This window comes from Serratia sp. CY43202, assembly GCF_052168755.1.
In the GTDB taxonomy this organism is placed as follows: domain Bacteria; phylum Pseudomonadota; class Gammaproteobacteria; order Enterobacterales; family Enterobacteriaceae; genus Serratia; species Serratia bockelmannii.
The window spans coordinates 338,053-353,670 of sequence record NZ_JBJNMB010000003.1; the positions used below are offsets into that span (position 1 = coordinate 338,053).

General features: G+C 61.8%; 12 protein-coding genes. 2 read left to right on the forward strand and 10 right to left on the reverse strand.

Translation table 11 applies throughout. The features are described from left to right. Positions 1 to 156: 156 nt before the first annotated feature. On the forward strand, positions 157 to 1,068 hold the full coding sequence (locus tag ACJ8J5_RS08070) for a hypothetical protein (RefSeq protein WP_072269859.1): 912 nt from the start codon (positions 157 to 159) through the stop codon (positions 1,066 to 1,068). A gap of 85 nt (positions 1,069 to 1,153) precedes the next feature. On the opposite strand, the gene ACJ8J5_RS08075 is transcribed toward ACJ8J5_RS08070, so the two are convergent. The 10 genes from ACJ8J5_RS08075 to ACJ8J5_RS08120 form a co-directional block, all read right to left on the reverse strand. Next, positions 1,154 to 1,327, reverse strand: a complete 174-nt coding sequence (locus tag ACJ8J5_RS08075) for a hypothetical protein (RefSeq protein WP_154618042.1) — start codon at positions 1,325 to 1,327, stop codon at positions 1,154 to 1,156. 275 nt (positions 1,328 to 1,602) lie between these two features. After that, on the reverse strand, positions 1,603 to 2,064 hold the full coding sequence (locus tag ACJ8J5_RS08080) for a hypothetical protein (protein WP_142590963.1): 462 nt from the start codon (positions 2,062 to 2,064) through the stop codon (positions 1,603 to 1,605). Positions 2,065 to 3,208: 1,144 nt separating this feature from the next. Then, positions 3,209 to 4,423 (reverse strand): RhtX/FptX family siderophore transporter, encoded by a 1,215-nt coding sequence (locus tag ACJ8J5_RS08085; protein ID WP_414104706.1) that lies wholly within the window; start codon positions 4,421 to 4,423, stop codon positions 3,209 to 3,211. 3 nt (positions 4,424 to 4,426) lie between these two features. Then, a complete protein-coding gene (locus ACJ8J5_RS08090; RefSeq protein WP_060434072.1) occupies positions 4,427 to 5,848 on the reverse strand; it encodes a PepSY-associated TM helix domain-containing protein in 1,422 nt (473 codons plus the stop codon). After that, the gene (locus tag ACJ8J5_RS08095; protein ID WP_049279053.1) at positions 5,845 to 6,093 is read right to left on the reverse strand and encodes a hypothetical protein; all 249 of its coding nucleotides are present in this window, start codon (positions 6,091 to 6,093) and stop codon (positions 5,845 to 5,847) included. Before ACJ8J5_RS08095 ends, ACJ8J5_RS08090 begins: the two co-directional genes overlap by 4 nt. Further along, positions 6,093 to 8,231, reverse strand: a complete 2,139-nt coding sequence (locus ACJ8J5_RS08100) for a TonB-dependent siderophore receptor (RefSeq protein WP_414104705.1) — start codon at positions 8,229 to 8,231, stop codon at positions 6,093 to 6,095. The genes ACJ8J5_RS08095 and ACJ8J5_RS08100 overlap by 1 nt, the downstream gene beginning before the upstream one ends. 87 nt (positions 8,232 to 8,318) lie before the next feature. Next, positions 8,319 to 9,956: an ATP-binding cassette domain-containing protein gene (locus ACJ8J5_RS08105; RefSeq protein WP_414104704.1), complete on the reverse strand. Its 1,638-nt coding sequence runs from the start codon at positions 9,954 to 9,956 to the stop codon at positions 8,319 to 8,321. Further along, positions 9,946 to 11,622: an ATP-binding cassette domain-containing protein gene (locus ACJ8J5_RS08110; protein WP_414104703.1), complete on the reverse strand. Its 1,677-nt coding sequence runs from the start codon at positions 11,620 to 11,622 to the stop codon at positions 9,946 to 9,948. Before ACJ8J5_RS08110 ends, ACJ8J5_RS08105 begins: the two co-directional genes overlap by 11 nt. Positions 11,623 to 11,722: 100 nt before the next feature. Further along, on the reverse strand, positions 11,723 to 12,601 hold the full coding sequence (locus ACJ8J5_RS08115; RefSeq protein WP_414104702.1) for a helix-turn-helix transcriptional regulator: 879 nt from the start codon (positions 12,599 to 12,601) through the stop codon (positions 11,723 to 11,725). Between the two features lie 123 nt (positions 12,602 to 12,724). After that, positions 12,725 to 13,747, reverse strand: coding sequence for a LacI family DNA-binding transcriptional regulator (locus ACJ8J5_RS08120; RefSeq protein WP_145956992.1), 1,023 nt, complete (start codon positions 13,745 to 13,747; stop codon positions 12,725 to 12,727). 284 nt (positions 13,748 to 14,031) lie between these two features. On the opposite strand from ACJ8J5_RS08120, the gene ascF reads away from it, so the two are divergent. Then, positions 14,032 to 15,474, forward strand: a complete 1,443-nt coding sequence (gene ascF, locus ACJ8J5_RS08125) for a PTS cellobiose/arbutin/salicin transporter subunit IIBC (protein WP_197818431.1) — start codon at positions 14,032 to 14,034, stop codon at positions 15,472 to 15,474. Positions 15,475 to 15,618: the final 144 nt, after the last annotated feature.

Here is a 15,618-nt window from a genome sequence, read left to right on the forward strand (position 1 = left end):
TATCGACTGGATTTTGGAATACCTTTGTAGAGACATAAAATTGCAACTTTGTGAAACTAAATCAAGACGAATCATGTTTATACAGTGATAAACATCTACAAGCATGCGATGCGAAGAGAGAACAAAGTATAATCAACCTTCAAATTAGGATAATGCATGAGAATCGAACGGGCTTATAGCATTGAATTAGGAAAAGATATTACAGCAGAAGAGGCTGACAAATTATTCGCTGAAAAGATCGTAGCATCAAAGCATCTATTTAAATGCCCTGAAAAAAATTGCTTAGCTCAAGTCACATGTGCCAACCTGGACAGACCAAAACGACTGCGCAAACGCGATCCTTATTTTAAGTTTGTTTCCGAGCATAGCCCTGGTTGCCAACTTGAAGCCGAAACGGACGAAGACCTACGACGAGTAAAATCAGTCAGAGAAGACCCTGAAGCCCTTCCTTTTATACGAGATGATATTGTTGACATTGACTTGTCTCCACTAAATATGCGTTTTATTCGTGATATTCCCTCTTCAGGGGATGAAGAAGACATAACAAAGCGTCAACGAAAAATAGCGGGTGAGGAGCAAGAAGAGAATAACCAACGTCGTCACTCCAGAAAACGACTTTCTGGTTTGGTTAATTCGTTTATTGCAAAAGAGAATTTCTTCCTAAATACAGCTGAAGGTAAGCTCCACTTAAGGGATTTCTTCATCAGTATTAATGACAGGAAAGACTTAAGCACATATATCGATGAGCCACGAATTTACTATGGTAAAGCGTGGATTAACCGTAAAGATGACTACTACTTGGTCCGTTTCGATAATGAGATGAAAGCAGGAATGATAAAATATAAACCAACATTTTTTATCCCTTCTCGCCTTGTTGATAGCTCCGAATACCGTAGAACCTCACGAGAGAAGCTGGATGAGCTTGCGATGGCCACGCCACCAAGACCTCTATATTTATTTATTTTTAGCGAGTTACCGCCCGTTAAAAGCAATGTTGGTGATTATATCAATTTCAAATTAGACGATTTAACCTATTTATATTACCTTCCATGGGGAAAGAAAAAATAAAACAAGAAAGCGTAAGCTCTCTTACTGGCACTTCCCTCATGAATAAAAAGATGCTGCACTTCAGGATCCTAGCTCGCATAATTTTTTATATACGGCCCAACTCCCCGTGCGAGCTCATCGCCGTGTACTGATTCTGCAGCCCAAAAACAGGTAGCACCACCACGCTCAGATAGAAAATAGTGTTACCAAACGCTGAACGCGCCAGGTTGACTTCGCCCGGCGTTAACGCCCGCGTGATCTCTTTCTGTTGTGGCTCCATCCTGGAACTCCTTGTTCTGAAAGAGTTCAATGAAATGCAATTTTTTCATTTAATGTCAATTATATATGCGTTATGAAAGCATCAGGACGATCTGGTTTTTACTAAAGTGAAAAGCGCATCACCCCGTGGCTGATAATTGAAATGAGCCATACAGGGCAAATCCCTAACACAAAAAACCACCTACCGGTGGCTTCTTGTTCGCACTGTACTAACGCTGCCAGATGATGAGCTACCGCCCTCATCTTCACTGACGTAATCACACATTCAGCGTGTTTTTAAATATCGCGCCTGAAGTTGCAAGCGGTCTTATCTGTGCAAATCACCGACGGTAAGTATTTGTCCTCTCGCACCTTGGTTGGGATAACCGCACACTGTTTGCTCAGTTCTAGCCTGCGTGTTGCCCTAACGGTCATCGACTTATCCTGGGGAATAACGAAATTAACTTCAATTTTTTCTGGCTTGTCTCCAAACCACAAGCCAATCGTACCTTTGGCCTGTACCATCTCCTCCCCTTTCTCATCAAAAACATAGTAACTGCCAGTGCCACTACGATTTTCTAGTATACGGATTGGACCGCTGGGATAATTATTGGCAATGGCATCATTCTCCCACAAGTCTCGTACACAATATGCCATTCCTGCTGTACCCGGTGTTCCCGAAAAAGTATCCACGACTTTATTCGTACTGCAGGCTGACAAAGCAAGAAAGGACATAAAAAATAGAGGTTTAATAGACATTTAATCAAAGCATCCCTGGCTTTATTTTGGAAGTGCTTATCATATCACTGATACACTTTATTGAGAATGAATATCAATATCACATGAATGATGCATCTCTACACGAATTTGCCAACTGATGCGCTAGATAAGCTATTTCATCAGATCGATTATGAGCCCTCTCACTGGGCAGCAATCATGCCAGTCGCATCAGCAAATCTCGGTCAAATCAGTCTCAATGGCACTGAGCCAAGGCGTATCGCGATATATGAATGACCCCAAAACACATAACTCTACTTATGAGTTAGCAAGGAACAAAGGCAGGGGACTGTTCGCAACCAAATTCCAGGCACAAAAAAACCACCTTTCGGTGGCTTCTTGTTCGCGCGGTACTTAATGGTGCGAAGGCCGGACTCAAATCACCAATCAAGTTACTGAAAAATATAATATTATTAAAAACAAATCAAGATTATGCCCCCTTTTGTGCCCCCAGTATAAATTTCGTGAAACGCTGGAAGATTATACTATTGCTCTGACAACAGCATAAAATTCAACCATACAAAGAGCTCGGTTAGGTTCCGTGTCACGAACCCAAACCAAAAATTATTGTTACGCATAATTTACTGTCGCTATTTTCTGATCGCAGCTTTTATTTCTTGGACTCACAGCCACAAAAAAAAGATTTATAGAAAAACTGTTCACCCTATACACCATTTAAATTTATCCTTTTATTTCAATGAATTGATTGATGTATAGCTACCTTCTCGGTGTACACCCCCTGTTCACCTACAGGGTGAACAGCCTGAACCGCAGGTACAAAAAAACCGGCCTGAGCCGGTTTGGGGAGCTTGTCGTTATGATATTGGCCGTTCAACAGCCTATAGGATGCCCTGGTGTTGCTGCATGTATTCGGGGCACTGCCACTATAGGCGGCGCGACGATTGAGCGTCCAATGGGTTCGGCAGATCGATTCACTCATCATCACACCGATCCGCACTTCGGCAACTAGGCTGTGCTTATCTGGGACAGGTAAGGCGATCAATTCCGGAAAAATTTGTGACCCCGACGTAGCCCCCGAACCAAGAGGGATTACGTGGCGCGTGTTAATTGATGAAATTTAACACAAGCAAGTCATATTAATTTTTAACATCTGCAATGCATTAAGTCAGTTCATCGCCGCATGGCGTCGATAATTATACATAGAGATCCCCAACAGCAATACAGCCAGCGCGGCAGCCAACGCGAAGGAAAAACGGTAGCCCAAGCTGGCGGTCATCCCCACCATCAGCATATTGCTGACCATTTCCCCGATATCGCGCGAGCTTTGCACCATGGTCATGTCGGTGCCCGCCTGATCGCCCTGCGCGGCGAACTGCATGCCGGCAGTCATGATAGCGACCGAGGTCACGCCGGAAGCCAACGCGCCTCCCATCACCGCGGCGATCACGCCGCCGGGGTGCAGGCCCCAGTTGGCCATCGCCAGCCAGCATAACGCGGCACCCAGCGCGCAACCCAGGCCAACCGCGAACGCCTTCCACACCCCGAGCCGGCTCACCAGCCAGGCGCCGCCGCCGCACCCGAGCACCAGCGTCACCATGCCGCCGGCCATGCCTATCTGGCCGATCTGCGCCGGCGTCCAACCGTGATCGGTTAAAAACAGCTTGGCCAACCCGAAGCCGGATACCGCGGTCACCGCCGACAGCAGCGTGAGCGTCAGCAACCGCGCTGCACCGCGACGGCGCAGCGTGCGCAGCAGGCTGGCCGGACGCGAATCGGCACGTTCGGGCGGCAGATCGGCGTGTTGTCGGAAGCGGCCAATCGCCAGCAGGCTGGCGGCAGGGAAGATCGCCATCGCCAGCAGCGCACCCTGCACGCCGACTCTGGCGCTCAGCATCATCATGCCCGCCCCGCCGACGAAGAAGCCGCTCATCACCCCGGCGATTTGAATGGCATTGACGCGCGACAGCAACTCACCGCTGACGTGTTCCGCCGCCATGCCGTCGGTGGCGATATCCTGCGTAGCGCTGGCCAGCGACGCGACGACCAGCAGCGCGACGCACAGCCCGGCCGCCGCTGCGGAAATGCCGACCGCGCTGAGCAGGATCAGGCACAGCATCACTACGCACTGCAGCGGAATAATCCAACTGCGGCGGCGTCCGAAGCGCGGCGACCAGTGATTGTCCACCAGCGGCGCCCAAAGAAACTTCACCACCCAGGGCAGCCCCACCAGCGGCAAAAACGCCAGCGCCTGCAGGCTGGCGCCGTCATGGCGCAGCAGGGTCGGCAACGCATCCATGGCGATGCCGATCGGGATGCCCTGGCTGAAATAGAGCAGCCCCAGGGTCAGCACCAGATGCCGATGTTGCAATAGTTGTCGCATATTTTACTCCGATTGGCGCGGCCAGGCGCCGCGCGATTGCCATAACAAGGCGCCGGCGGCGAACAGGGCCGCGCTGACCAACAATAAAGCGCTGTCCAGCCAGTACAGGCCGGGGCCGGCGCTGAGCATATGGCCGAGCGCCGCCGCCAGCAGCGCCGTGCCACCGACCATTCCGCTGCCGAACAAGAGCCACCCCGGCCAAACCCGCCACGCCGACAGCGCCACCGCGCCCCACATTCCCCAAAACAGCCAGGCGGCAGGGAACGCCGCCAGCGGCCGGGCGGCCAACAGCAAACTTCCCGCCACCGTCAGACCGCAGCAGACGCCGGTGATAAAGCGCGCGGCACGGCGCTGCGGCTGCCGCAGGCACCACAATCCCAGCCCGCTCAGCGCCAGCGTCGCCGCGCCGAACCCGGCCAGAAAATGCAATGCGCTCACCGCCGCCGCCGCCCGCGGCAACCAGGCGTATTGGCCATAGTGCAGCGGCTGAACGGCGATGAACGCGCGCGTCCATGGCCCCTGACGAGCGGCGCTGCGCCGCATCAGCGCCGGCTGCTCGCCGCTGCCGAAACGAAATTGCTCGAACAGCGCGCTGCTGGGAATGCCGCGGGTGACGCCGCCCACCGCCAGCAGTGCGCCATCCGGCGCGCGCTGCAGGGTTTGCGGCGTAAATTCCGGCGCCTGGCGCCGCAGCGCCGCCAGCGTCTGCGCGGGAGTACGCCCGGCGTCAGGCATCGGCGGCGCGGGCTGCGCGCCGCCCATCAGCTGCGCCATCACCCGCTGTGGCGCACCGGGGCTGACGCGGTCGGCCAGCAGCACCGTACCGAGCGCGCCGAGGCCGGACAGCGCGCCGGTCAAAGCGAACATCACCAGCCACGGATAGCACCAAAGCCCCAACAGATTGTGCAGATCGAACAGCAGCACCCGCAGCCCCTGACGCCGCCGCAGCTGCAACAGCTGGCGCAGCCGTCGGCCATGCAGCGCAATCCCGCTGATCAGCAACACAGTGAACGCAATGCCGAACAGGCTGAGAAACACCCGACCGGGAAAGCCGAGAAACAGGTTCTTGTGCAGCGTCACCAACAGCGTGGTCGGCGCCGTCAGGCTGATCGGCCGCCCGCTGACGGCGCTCAGCGCAAGGGCGCAGTCGTCCGGAGCGCGGCAAAAGCGAATCACCGGATAACGCGCGCTCGGCAGTATGACGTAAGGCGCCGCGCCGTCTTCACCGTAGGCTTTCGCGTCGTCCAGCAGCTGCGCCAACGGCCGTTGCTCGCCGCTCATCGTCACGCCGTTCCACCACAGCGTGAAGCTGTCGCCGGCCAGGCTCCAGCAGCCGGTGAACAGGATCACGAACAGCGCGCAGCCGAACAGCGCGCCGCAGCCCCGATGCAGCGCCGCCAACGCCCGTCGCGCGACGGCGTTCATCGCCACGCCTCCAGCAACGCCAGCGGCAGCGGCCACCACAGCCAGGCGCGCAGCAGCGTGCGACGCCAGTCCGGCGCCAGCAGGCTATACGTCAGCAACGCGATGCCGCCGAACAGCGCCAGAAACAGCGCGCCGTAAAGCCGATCGAGCGGGTCGGCCGAGGGGTAGCCGCGCGCCAACAGCAGCGCCAGGGTAACGCCCCCCATGGCGCTGCCGAGGCACGCCGCCCATACGCGCGGGCTCATCAGAACTCGGCCTTGACGGTGAACATCAGGTTGCGCGGTTCACCGTAACGGTTGTTCCACTGCGGCGAGAACAGCCCGGCGTAGTAACGGCGATCGAACAGGTTGTTGACGTTGAGCGCCGCCGACCAGGTCTCGTCGATGCGATACCCCAGCCGGGCGTTGACCAGCGCATAGCCGCCCTGACGCAGCGTCGTCGCGCCGTTGGCGCTGCTGAACCCGCTCTGCGCCTGGATGCCGCCGCCGATGCTCCACTTGCGCTGATCCCACGGCAGATCGTAATCGCTCCACAGCCGCAGCATATGGCGCGGCGTCAGGCTGTTGTAGGCGCGCCCCTGGTTGCTGACGTCGCGGGTGTAGCGCGTGTCGGTATAGGTGTAGCCGAGCGTGACGTCCCACCAGGGCGTGAGATAGCCGCGCCCTTCCAGTTCGAAGCCTTCGCTGCGCGCCTTGCCGCCGCTGATGTACCAGGTATCGAAACCGCCGCCCGGATGTTCGGGGTCCACCTGCGGATTGTTCTCCAGATCGATGCGGAACGCCGCCGCCGAGAGGTTGAGCGCGCCGTGCATCAGCGACGCCTTCACCCCGCTTTCCAGCGTGCGGCCTTCAACCGGCTTCAGCATCTGCCCGCTCCAGGTTTTGCCGGTCTGCGGCTGGAACACCGTGGCGTAGCTGGCATACCACGACCAGTCTTCGGCGAAGTCCCAGATCAGGCCGCCGTAGGGCGTCAGGCGCGCGTTCTCCTCCAGGCTGTCGCTGGGTGAACGCAGCTGCCACCAGCTCTCACGCGCGCCGGCCACCAGCGTCAGCGGTTCCGCCAGTTTGATGCGGCCCATGCCGTACACCCCGCGCTGAATGGTTTTGGTCGATCCCGACGAACCGTAGGCGCCGATCGCCGGCTTCGGCACGCCGTGCGGATCCCAGCGATAGACGTTAACCGGCACCTGAAACGCCGGATCTAACTGCGCGGTGAACTGCTCCTCTTCGGCATGAGTGTAGCTGGCGCCGACGATCAGCTCGTGCTGTCGTCCCCAGGCGTCGATCTTGCCGCTCAGGCTGGCATCCAGCCCCAGCTGCCGGTTGCGGAAACGATAGGCGCCCCCCATCAGCGCCGCGCCGTCGCCGGTGGCCGGATCGACGTTGCCCCAGGCGCCGGCATACAGCAGCCGCGACTTGGCATACAGATAATCGCTGCTCAGCTTGAGCTGCCAGGCGTCGTTCAGCCGCTGCTCCACGGCGGCGAACAGCCGCGTGGTGTCCCATTTGAAGCGATCCCAGTCCACGTCCAGATAGGTGCTGCGCGGCAGGTGCAGATCGCTGCCGTCTTTCCCCATCGGCACCCCGGCCATGTTGGTGACGGAATCGATGGTCTGGTACTGCGCGCCGACGCGCAGCAACGTGTCCGGCGTCAGATCGGCATCGACGGTGGCGTACAGCAAACGGGTTTTCTGATCCGAGACGCGATAGAAATAATCGCGGTCTTCCCATGCCATCACCGCCCGGCCGCGTACGCTGCCCGAGGCGTTCAGCGGGCCGCCCACGTCCGCTTCGCCGCGATACTGGTTCCAGCTGCCGGCGCTGGCGGTAAACTGCGCGCGGTTTTGCGCCAGCCCGTGCTTGCGCACCATGTTGACCGTGGCCGCCGGGTTGCCGAGCCCGTGCAGCAGGCCGTTGGAGCCGCGCAGGATCTCCACCCGCTCGTACACCGCCATGTCCTGCGGCGAGCTGGCGGTATTGCCCAGCAGCGTCGGCACGCCATCCAGTTCGAACGAATCGATCTTGAAGCCGCGCGCATACCACGCGGTGGTCAGCAACACGAAGGGGGCGCTGGTGACGCCGGTGGCGCGCGTCATCACCGCGTCCAGCGAAGTGAGGTTCTGTTGGTCCATCTGCTGGCGATCGATCACGCTGACCGACTGGGCCACTTCACGCGGTTTCAGCGGGATTTTCCCCAGCGTGGTGACGCCGGGAGCCACATAGTCATCCCGCGCCGCCGCGCCGGCGGTCACGGTGAGGGTATCTTCTTTTACGTCCGTTTTGGCCGGCGCATCCTGCGCCAGCGCCCCGGTGCCGCACAGCGCGCACAGCAACGCGCCGCGGCGCGTCGCGGCCGCCACTGGTGAGAGATGAATGAGTCGCATGTTTTTCCCTGGTTGTTATTGTTAAATGATAATCGTTATCAATCTAACAAAACGGCCGCCGCGACTTTTTCGATTGCCGGAGTTTCTCTATCGATCGCCGGTCATTTTCGCCTGGCAGAAACGGGCGAACCACCCCCCCGCCTCGCGCAGCGCATCCGGGCTGCCCGCCGCCGTCAGCCGCCCGCCTTCCAGCACCCATACCCGATCCGCCCGACAGGCCAACGCGGGATCGTGGGTGACGACAACCCGCGTGCCGGGCCAGCCGGCCAGCAGGGCCGCCACGCGCTCGGCGTTGCGCCGATCCAGACTGGCGCCCGGTTCATCCAACAGCAGCCGGGGAGCCCCCTGCAGCAGCGTGCGCGCCAGGCACAGCCGCTGCTTCTGCCCGCCGGAGAAACGATCGCCGTCGCTGCCGACCTCTTCTTCCAGCACGTCGGGCGGCAGATCCAGCGCCGCCAACAGCGCCAGCAGACGCTCATCGCCGATATCCGTTCGCCCCTGGGTCAGATTCCAGCGCACGCTGCCGCGCAGCAGGCGATTGTCTTGCCACATCACGCCGCGCCCGCTCGCCAATTGCCGCGCCGACAGCGCGCGCACGTCACGGCCGCCGTAGAACACCCGCCCCGCCGTCGGATCCTGCGTGCGCGCCATCAGGCTCAGCAGGCTGCTTTTGCCGGCGCCCGAAGGGCCGACGATCGCCAACATCTCTCCGGCGGCACAAGCTCCGCCTATCTCCCGCAACCGCCAACCGCCGTGCGCCGCCGCCAGGCTCAGCGCCTCAAGCGCGATGCCGTCGTCCTGCGGCGCCGGGCCGTCCCGCTCCGGCAACGGCAGCGCGGGCGCCGCCAGCGTCTGGCGCAGTTGGCCCCAGCCGTTCTTCAACTGACGCAGCGCCTGATCGAGGTGAGAAAGCTGAAGCAGCGGCTCCAACGAGCGGGCCAGAACAATCATCAGCGCCAGCCATTGGGCGGCGTTCAGGCGCTGCGCCAACACCTCATGGGCGCCGAACCACAATGCCGCCAACAGCGTCAACTGCAGCCCGGCGCTGAACAGCAGATGATACGGCAGGCTTTGGCGCAGCAGCGCGGCATGCGCTCGATGATGGCTATCCAACCGCTGCGTCAGCGCTTCGGCGGCGGCGGCCTGCCCGTAGCCGAAGCGCAGCAGTGCCTGATGACGGGCAAACTGCATCAGCGCCCCTTCGATATTCTGGTTGGCCTCCCCCAGCTCCCGCTCTCGCCGGTGCAGCCGGACCGCCGAACCGCGCAACACCAGCGCCAGCAGCACGCCGGCCGCCAGCAACGCCAGCGCCATTCCCAGGCTCTGCCAGGCCAGCCCGGCGACCAGTGTCAACGGCGTGACGATCGCGCCAACCAGCGGCGCCAGCAGGTGCGCCGGCGCCGACATCGCCTGGCCGATCGCCCCGGTTAACAGGCCCGGCGTCTGCTCCTGCGGCGACAGCGCGCGCGGCAGACGGCGGAACAGCGCTCGCAGCAACGCGTTCATCACCGCGCCGCCGGCGAAGAAACCGCGGGTGGCCGCCGCATACTGCACCGCCAGCGCGAGGGGCGTGGCCAGCGCCAGCAACTCTAACCAATGTCCGGGATTTTGCCGCCAGCTCGCCACCGCCGCCGCCAGCAGCAAGGCGCAGGCGCCCTCCAGCGCGGCGGCCAGCGCCATCAACAGCAGCGACGGGGCTAGCGCCTGCGCCAGCTCACGCTTCATCGTCCACCTCCCGGCGTTCGGCCAACGCCGCCAGCAGCGCCGGATGTTGCGCCAGCGCGGCGGGCGTGCCGACCGCCAGCAACCGCCCCTCTGCCAGCACCGCCACCCGATCGGCGCGGCGGCACAGTTCCGCGTCGTGCGTTGCTACCAGCCGAGTGGCGGGCAGCTGCGCCAGCGCCGTCAGGATGCGTTCGCGACTCTGCCGATCCAGCGCCGAAGTCGGTTCGTCGGCCAACAGCAGCGGCCGCCGCGCCAGCAACGCCCGGGCAATGGCGAGACACTGCGCCTCCCCGCCGGAAAGCGACGGCGCCTCATCCAACCGCTCCTGCAAACGCTCTGCCAGCCCCAGCGCGGCCAGCACGCGCCGCAGCTGCGCCGCCTCCGCCCCGGCGGCGAACAACGTCAGGTTGTCGCGCAGCGACATCGCCGGCGGCGCATGCTCCTGCGGCACCACGGCCACCATCTGATTGAATGCCTGCGCCGAAAACGCGTCGGCGGGCACGCCGTTGAGCGATACCGTTCCGCTATCCGGCTCGCTATAACGAGCGATCAACCGCAGCAACGTGCTTTTACCGCTGCCCGACGCCCCGACAATCGCCAGCCATTCCCCCGGTTCGACGGCCAGATTGACGCCCTGCAACAACCAGCGTTCGTCCTGTCGGCAACCGAGATCTCTCAGCCGCAGCGCCGCCCCCTGCGGCGCCGAAGCGATCGCCGAGCGCTCTCCCCAGCGTATTTCAGGATGCGCCAGCAGCGCCCGAATGCGGCCGGCGGCCAGCGTCGCCGCGCGCAATGCATCGCCGCCGTGCCCCATCGCCATCACCGGTTGCGACACGCTGCGCAACAGCAACACGAACAGCGCCAGCTCCGCCAGCGTGAGATCGGGCGCCAGCCAGCGGGCGCCGAGCAACAGCCAGCCGGCCGACAGCGCGGCGCTGAGCAGCAATTGGGTCACGGCGCCGAGCGCGCCGATACGCCGCAGCCAGCGGTGAAAGGCGGCGAGAAAGTCCCGCAGGCTCTGCCGGGCGCGCGCTTCGATGCCCGCACCGGGAAACTGGCGCGCCAACAGCGGATGCGCCGCCAGCTGCCGATAATCGTCGTTCAACTGCCGAAACGCCCGATCGCGTTGTTCAAACGCCGGCCGCAGGCGCGGCGAACGGATGACGCGAAACAGCAGCGCGGCCGCCAGCAAAGGTATCAGCGCGAACAGCAGCAGCGGCCACTGCACCGCCGCCAGCAGCGCCAGCGCGCAGCCGGGCACGACGGCCAGCTGCACCAGTTCCGACGGCGCATGGGCCACCAGCTGATGCAGCGCCTGAATGTCCTGCGACAGCGCCCGGGCGGCGCCGCTCTCGCCCTGTCGCACAAACCAGTTCAGCGGCAGGCGTGCCAGCTTGGCGGCCAATTGGCTGCGCAGCCGGTGGCACAAACGCGCGTCAAGCAGATGAGTCAGATGCAGCGCCAGCGTTTGGGCGAACAGCCACAGCGCCAGGCCACCGGCGGCGACGCCGAGCCAAAAGGGATAGGCCGCCGGTGAGGCGTCCACCAGCCGGGCGATCGCCAGCCAGGGAAACAGCGAGCTGACGCCGGCCAGCGCCTGCAGCGCCAGCGCGGAATACAACATGATGCGGAAAGGACGCGTCAGCGCCCGCAGGTCACTCAGCATGAGATCCTCCACGGCAAAGGCGCCTACTGTAGCCACAAGCGGCGGGCGCCTTCATCCGCAAAGGCTTTCGTCGGCGGGACTTTTTCTTTCGATTGCGTGGCTAACGCTTTTTGACGTCGCAGGGCATGACGCCAAAACGCTTGCGGAAAGCGACGGAGAAGTGCGCCGGCGTATAACCCACCTGCCAGGCGACGGTGGAAACGTGCAGATCCTGCTCGCTCAGCAAGCGCCAGGCGGTTTGCAGCCGGTGCTCCTGCAGCAGGCCGAACACGCTGGCGCCAAACAGCTGGCGGAACCCTTGCGTGAGTTTGCGGGTATTCAACCCGGCGCGTTGCGCCAGTCGATCCAGGCTCGGCGGCTGCTCCATCTCCGCCAACAGGATTTCACGCGCCAGCTGCAGGCGCGCCACGTCCCGCGCAGCCAGGCGCACGCCAACAGACGGCGCGGCGGCGCTGCGGTTCCAGCATTGATGCAGGCAATGCGCCGCCAGTTCGTTGGCCTTGGCGCTGAACCACAGCCCGCGCTGAGACTCGTGCAACGGGCAGGCGAACAGCTGCCGGGCCTGGCCAATCAGCGCTGCCGGCGCCGCCAGCGGCACCAACTGCGCATGCCGCCGCCCATCGAGGCCGGGCGGCAGGCGGACATCGTTCTGTTCCAGCCAGGCGGCGGAGAACTGCATCAGGGTGTAATCGAGCGGTTCGCCGGCCTGGAACAGGTTGTTCAACACGAAGTCGTCCCGCCCGGCGGCCAGCAACAGCGAAGGGCCGTTCAGCTCCACCTGCGGCCCCGCTCCGCTTTCACAGCGCAGACGCCCGCGGCGGATCACCACGATCTTCAGGCCCGCGCGGTGGGGTTCATCCAGCTCGATATCGACGTCGGCGGTCAACACGCCGCGCCGCGCGCGCAGCATGTCCGACAGCGCATAGTCCTGCGCTTGCTGATGATATTCCTGCAGTAACCGTTGAGGGGACGTAGACATGTTCGCCCTGCCTGTGAGTGATGACGCCGACCGTCGGCGAGGTTTTTGATAGTGATTCTCATTAGCAATATAAGGCCGGCCGACGGGTTTGTCTATTGAGGCGATGGATGAAAAATCGGCAGATCAGTTACCAACCCAATACGGCCCCGCCGCCACCGACTCGCGCTCGATCAGGCTGGCCGGGAAACTGGGGCGCTTGCTCAGCTCGCCGCCGTCCAGCATCGACAGCAGGCGGTTGATGGTCTCCTGGATCATCTCGGTGACCGGCATCTTCATGCTCGACAGCGATGGCACGGTATAGGGCGCCAGCGGGATGTCGTCAAAGCCGATGACCGATACCGCCTCCGGCACCGCCACGCCGCGCTCCGCCAGCCGCTTCATCGCGCCGATGGCCATCTCGTCGTTGCCGGCGACGATGGCGCTGAACGGCTGCCCGCCGGCCAGCAGCGCATCGACCGCCGCCACGCCGCTTTGCGCGTGCCATTTTCCTTCGACGATCAACGCCTCGTTAACCGCAATGCCCTGCTGCGCCAGCGCGGACTTGTAGCCGGAAAGCCGCTCCAGCCCGGTGGGGGAATCGAGCGAGCCGGTGATAAAAGCGATGTCGCGATGGCCGCGCGCGATCAGGTGCGCCACCGCCGCCGCGCCGGCGGCGTGCTGATCGCTGAAGATGCAGTAGCTGTCGTTCAGCCGCAGCCGCCGGTTGATCACCAGAATCGGCTGGCGGTGTTGGGAGACGATCTCGTCCATTTCCGCGATCGACAGAAAACGCGGATAGATAATCACCCCGTCGCAGCGCAGATCCAGCAAAAACTGAATGGCGGCCCGCTCCTCTTCGGCGGTGTGCTTGCCGTCCGCCAGGATCAGTTGGCGGCCGTTCGCCTCCATGATGCGCGCCGACTGCGCCATCAGTTCGCTGAAATAGTTGCCGCTGTAGAGAGTGTTGGTGACCACCAGACCGAGGGTTTGGGTGGTGTTGGTCGCCAGGCTGCGCGCCAGCAGGTTGGGCCGATAGCCGGTTTCCGCGATGGCTTTATCCACCAACGCGCGTTTCTCCTCGCTGACATAGCCGCTGCCGGACAAAACGCGCGACACCGTCGCCTTTGAAACGCCGGCCTTTTTCGCCACCTCGAGTATCGTTGCCATCTGTGCGCCGCCAAAATCCATGGGTTCAGCGCAGTCTACCCAAGACGCCCGGCGTTTGGAACGTTTTCACGCCCCTGCACATCGGTATGCGCTTACCTCTGACGATCCAGATCACGAAAACGAAACGCCAAAAATCATAGTTCTTGCCAAGAACAAAACACCAATACATGATTTTGTGAAACCGGTTTCTTATGGGCGTTTCATACGGATGGAACGACGGATCGCCCAGGCAGTAAATATTCGCCTTTGGGCTATCCGAATTGCTATCTGAGAGACGACACGCCATGCCGAAGAACTACGCAGAGATCTCGCACGCCATCGTGGCCGCCCTGGGCGGCACGGGCAATATCGAGGCCGTGACCCACTGCATGACCCGCCTGAGATTCGTGGTGAAAGACAAAGCGCGGATCGACACGCCGGCGCTGAAGGCCATCGACGGCGTGCTGGGCGTGGTGCACAGCGGGGAGCAGTGCCAGGTGATCATCGGCAACGAGGTGGCCAAGGCCTATCAGGCGGTGCTGGCGCTCGGCATGCCGGGCGCGGCGGCTCCCGCCGCCCCGGTGAAGCGCAAGCTCACCCTGAAAGGCATCGGCGCCGGCATTCTCGACGCGCTGGTGGGCACCATGTCGCCCCTGATCCCCGCCATCATCGGCGGCTCGATGGTGAAGCTGCTGGCGATGATCCTGGATATGGCCGGCGTATTCGAGAAAGGCTCCTCAACCCTCGTCATCCTCAATGTGATCGGCGACGGCGCGTTCTTCTTCCTGCCGGTGATGGTCGCCGCCTCGGCGGCGCTGAAGTTCAAAACCAACATGTCATTGGCGATCGCCATCGCCGGGGTGCTGGTGCATCCCAACTTTATCGATCTGATGGCCAAGGCGGCGCAGGGCCAGGCGGTGGAATTCGCCTTCATCCCGGTGACGGCGGTGAAATACACCTACACGGTGATCCCGGCGCTGGTGATGACCTGGATCCTGTCGCACATCGAACGCGGGGTGGATCGCATCACCCCGGCGGTGACCAAGAACTTCCTCAAGCCGATGCTGATCGTACTGATCGCCGCGCCGATCGCCATTCTGCTTATCGGCCCGCTCGGCATCTGGATCGGCAGCGGCATCTCTGCGCTGGTCTACACCGTGCACGGCTACCTGGGCTGGCTCTCCGTGGCCATCATGGGGGCGATTTGGCCGCTGCTGGTGATCACGGGCATGCACCGGGTGTTTACCCCAACCATCATCCAGACCATCGCCGAGACCGGCAAAGAAGGCATGGTGATGCCTTCAGAGATCGGCGCCAACCTGTCGCTGGGCGGCGCTTCGCTGGCGGTGGCGCTGAAAACCAAGAACCGCGAGCTGCGCCAGACCGCGCTGGCCGCCGCGGCCTCCGCCATCGTGGCGGGGATTTCCGAACCGGCGCTGTACGGCGTGGCGGTGCGCCTGAAGCGGCCGCTGATCGCCAGCCTGATCAGCGGCTTCATCTGCGGCGCGGTCGCCGGCATCGGCGGGTTGGCCAGCCATTCGATGGCCTCGCCCGGGCTGTTCACCAGCGTGCAGTTCTTCGATCCGGCCAACCCGATGAGCATCGTGTGGGTGGTGGCGGTGATGGCGCTCTCGGTGGTGCTGTCGTTCGCGCTCACGCTGATGCTGGGCTTCGAGGATCTGCCGGAAAACGCCGCCGCGCCCGGCCAAACCGCACCGGCGGCGAACGCCGCCAGCGCAACGCATTAACGTATATTTATACCCTAAATAGTTGGAGCGGCATCAAGGCGGCAAGAGAGCGAATCCCGATGAGCTTACACAAGTAAGTGATTCGGGTGAGTGAACGCAGCCAACACGGATGCAGCTTCAAGTATGACGGGTATTGAGGATTGC

What these genes read in the sequence shown, in the direction of transcription:
- ACJ8J5_RS08070 (WP_072269859.1), top strand. Translation starts at nt 157, where the DNA reads ATGAGAATCGAACGGGCTTATAGCATTGAATTAGGAAAAGATATTACA.
- ACJ8J5_RS08075 (WP_154618042.1), bottom strand. Translation starts at nt 1,327, where the DNA reads ATGGAGCCACAACAGAAAGAGATCACGCGGGCGTTAACGCCGGGCGAA.
- ACJ8J5_RS08080 (WP_142590963.1), bottom strand. Translation starts at nt 2,064, where the DNA reads ATGTCTATTAAACCTCTATTTTTTATGTCCTTTCTTGCTTTGTCAGCC.
- ACJ8J5_RS08085 (WP_414104706.1), bottom strand. Translation starts at nt 4,423, where the DNA reads ATGCGACAACTATTGCAACATCGGCATCTGGTGCTGACCCTGGGGCTG.
- ACJ8J5_RS08090 (WP_060434072.1), bottom strand. Translation starts at nt 5,848, where the DNA reads ATGAACGCCGTCGCGCGACGGGCGTTGGCGGCGCTGCATCGGGGCTGC.
- ACJ8J5_RS08095 (WP_049279053.1), bottom strand. Translation starts at nt 6,093, where the DNA reads ATGAGCCCGCGCGTATGGGCGGCGTGCCTCGGCAGCGCCATGGGGGGC.
- ACJ8J5_RS08100 (WP_414104705.1), bottom strand. Translation starts at nt 8,231, where the DNA reads ATGCGACTCATTCATCTCTCACCAGTGGCGGCCGCGACGCGCCGCGGC.
- ACJ8J5_RS08105 (WP_414104704.1), bottom strand. Translation starts at nt 9,956, where the DNA reads ATGAAGCGTGAGCTGGCGCAGGCGCTAGCCCCGTCGCTGCTGTTGATG.
- ACJ8J5_RS08110 (WP_414104703.1), bottom strand. Translation starts at nt 11,622, where the DNA reads ATGCTGAGTGACCTGCGGGCGCTGACGCGTCCTTTCCGCATCATGTTG.
- ACJ8J5_RS08115 (WP_414104702.1), bottom strand. Translation starts at nt 12,601, where the DNA reads ATGTCTACGTCCCCTCAACGGTTACTGCAGGAATATCATCAGCAAGCG.
- ACJ8J5_RS08120 (WP_145956992.1), bottom strand. Translation starts at nt 13,747, where the DNA reads ATGGCAACGATACTCGAGGTGGCGAAAAAGGCCGGCGTTTCAAAGGCG.
- ascF (WP_197818431.1), top strand. Translation starts at nt 14,032, where the DNA reads ATGCCGAAGAACTACGCAGAGATCTCGCACGCCATCGTGGCCGCCCTG.